General features: G+C 59.3%; 2 protein-coding genes. One reads left to right on the forward strand and one right to left on the reverse strand.

The genetic code is table 11. The features are described from left to right. On the reverse strand, positions 1-903 hold a 903-nt coding region (locus tag ABX749_RS28045; protein ID WP_372898937.1), incomplete at its 3' end, for a glycoside hydrolase family 5 protein. Between the two features lie 212 nt (positions 904-1,115). Here ABX749_RS28045 and ABX749_RS28050 point away from each other — a divergent pair. Further along, positions 1,116-2,941 (forward strand): sulfatase-like hydrolase/transferase (locus ABX749_RS28050; RefSeq protein WP_372898938.1); only part of this gene is annotated, 1,826 nt, incomplete at its 3' end.

Consider the following 2,941-nt stretch of genomic DNA (forward strand, 5'->3'; position numbering starts at 1 on the left):
CACACGGCTTTCTTGCGGTGCGGCGCTGTAGGCTCCGAACTCGCCCAAGAAAATCGGACGCGAGTGTGACTTGCCCCACTCGGCGGCTTGCCGAATTTCTTTGGCCAGCGCCGCGCGATCTTCTTCGCTGCCCCATGTCCGCCCGCGAATCGCCCGCACCCTCGGTCCGGCCCAGGACGCTCCTTGATGAGTGAACTCGTGCGGGTTGTACATGTGAACGGTAACGATCAAGTTGGGATCGGCGGGAAGATCCAGCTGCGGTAAGGTGGCGATGTTATTCCACCGAGTTGGGCCAATGATCACCGGCCGCGTCGGATTGCTGGCCCGAACGGCGGCCAAACCTTGACGCAAGATGTCGTTCCAATGGTCATTCAATTCGTCGTGTGGTTCGTTGTGCAATTCAAAGTACAGCCAATCGCCCCGCGACCGATATCGCTCGGCGATCTGCTTCCAAATCGCGCTGAATCGTTCCGCATGCGATCGAGGCTGACTGTCCAGCCCATCGTAGTGATGAATGTTGAGGATCACGTTCAGCGTTTCCTGTTCGGCCCGATCGAGCCAACGGTCGACGCGGGCGAAGAAGGCGGGTTCGATGGTGTAGGGTGCTTCGGTGGCGGCGTAGTCCGACCATTTGACCGGGATCCGAATGCTGTCGAATCCTGCCTGACGGATCAGCTTCAGATGCGATTCCACGATTTCGACGCCCCAGTTTTGGTCGCGTGGCACTTCCAGAAAGTTGCCAAGATTGACCCCGCGACCCAACCGCCGGTTGGCCTCAAAAATGTCGCCCCGTTCTGTCTTCTCGTTGGGGCTCTCTTTGGGCTCCACGGCGGACAGCGTGGATCCCGCCAACGCAACGAGCAGGACCGTGAATCGGATCCATCGACCAAGTGTGTTCATCATTTCGACCTCGAAACCAATCACAAAGGCGTCGTCTTGGCGGCCTGTAGGCTGGCCGACGTCACCGGAATCGGTTCAGTATAACCATCGTCCCCACCGTTTTTCTGGGGGAGTGGTTCATCAGGCAAAACGGCGGGGCAAATTGATTTACAATCGTGATCGGACTCCAATCGCGGATCGAACCCGTTACGAACGCCGACCACCAAGCTGCACCGATGAAACTCTTTCCCTTGTTCCTTGCGTTGACCGCGATTTCCGGCCTGTGGTGTGGTCCTGGCGTTTCGAGCTTGATCGCCGATGCTCCGCGGCCCAACATTCTCTACTTCTATGTCGATGACATGGGTTGGGGGTCGATCGGACCGAACGGCCAAGCCGATCGCCGCGCAAAGGATCTGCCTTCGGTGCGAACACCCAACCTGGATCAAATCGCCGCGCAAGGATTGAACTTCACACGCGGCTATGGATGCCACGTGTGTTCGCCTGCGCGATCGTCACAGCAATCGGGTTTCCACCAAGGGCACACGTTCGCCGATCGCAATGACCCAGATAACGCCAAGAAGGCGATGCGGGCGGATGACATTTTGATGGGCGATGCGTTGTCGGCGGCCGGTTACGTGACGGGATACTGGGGAAAATGGGGATACGGAGGCTCGAAGGATCAGGCCGACCCCGTCATCGACAATGTGCAAACGCTGCCGACCTCGCACGGATACCGACACGTCTTGGCCGAACTGCATCACGTTCGGGCGCACACGTTCTTTCAACCCACGTTGTGGAGCGCGCCTGCGTCACCCGGTACCGTCGGCGGCATTGAATTGGTCCCCAACTCGATGGCCCGCTACCAAGGTCGCCCGAACTATCCGGCCGTCCCGGCGTTGCAGGATCACGCCGACTATCCCAAGACGGCATACTGCGATGACTGCTACGCCTTCGCCGCATTAGACTTCGTCCGCGATCAGGGACAAAACTACAACCGATCCGGTCAACCGTTCTTTGGCCTGCTTGCCGTGCAAATTCCCCACGCCCCGTTCGGTGAAATCGAGCGTCTGCCTGAGTGGGACAAAGCCTACGCCGACGACCCGCACTACGCGAATCTTGCCGACCAGACACGTCAATGGGCTGCGATGGTCACGCGCATCGACGCCCACTTCGGCAATATTTTGGCGGCGTTGGAAGACCCGAACAACGACGGCGACAAATCCGACTCCATTGCCGACAACACGCTGGTGATCTTTCAAAGCGACAACGGCGGTCCGGGCGGCAAAAACCTCATTGAGCTGGATGCCAACGGCGGACTGCGGGGGACCAAGGGCAGTATCCAAGAAGGCGGCATCCGAGTGCCGTTGCTGATGCGTTGGCCCGCCATGATCCATGATCAATCGACTTTGAAAGCCGGCACCGATGTTGATCGCGTCGTCGACGTGACCGACTTGCTGCCGACGTTCTGTGAACTCGCCGGCGTCGAGGCGCCGCTGAGCATCGATGGCGTGTCCCTGGCGTCAACGCTGACCGGCAGCGGCCGACAACGCACACGCGACTTCATCATCCACGAAGCCGGCAACGGTCAATCGATCATCCGTGGCACTCAGAAACTGGTGCGGACCAAGAAAGGTCTGGAACTCTATGACTTGCAATCTGACCACACCGAAGCCAATGACATTGCCGCTGCGCATCCCGAACTGGTCAAAGAACTTGAAACGCTGCTGTTGGGCGAGCGGGTCGATGAGCCACGTGGATTCGCCAACACCTACCATCATTGGACGGGGAAAGATGGTGCGTCGACTTCCGACGCGGCCAACTGGTCGGACTACCGTTATGCCAACGCGGGCATCACGTACATGACCGATGACGGTGCCCCGCAATTGTCCTGGACCGCTCACATCGACAACAAGGGCGATCATCCCAACACCGCCCACGCCGACCGCGACGTGGAATTCCTGGGTCTGGCAATCCGCGGCGGGGCTTCAAAAAACGCTGCCCAGTCGTTGGCGCTCGGACCAAACGTGAACCTGACCGGACGCAACGAGATTCGAATCGGGCC

The organism is Stieleria sp., from assembly GCF_041595215.1.
Lineage (GTDB): Bacteria > Planctomycetota > Planctomycetia > Pirellulales > Pirellulaceae > Stieleria > Stieleria magnilauensis.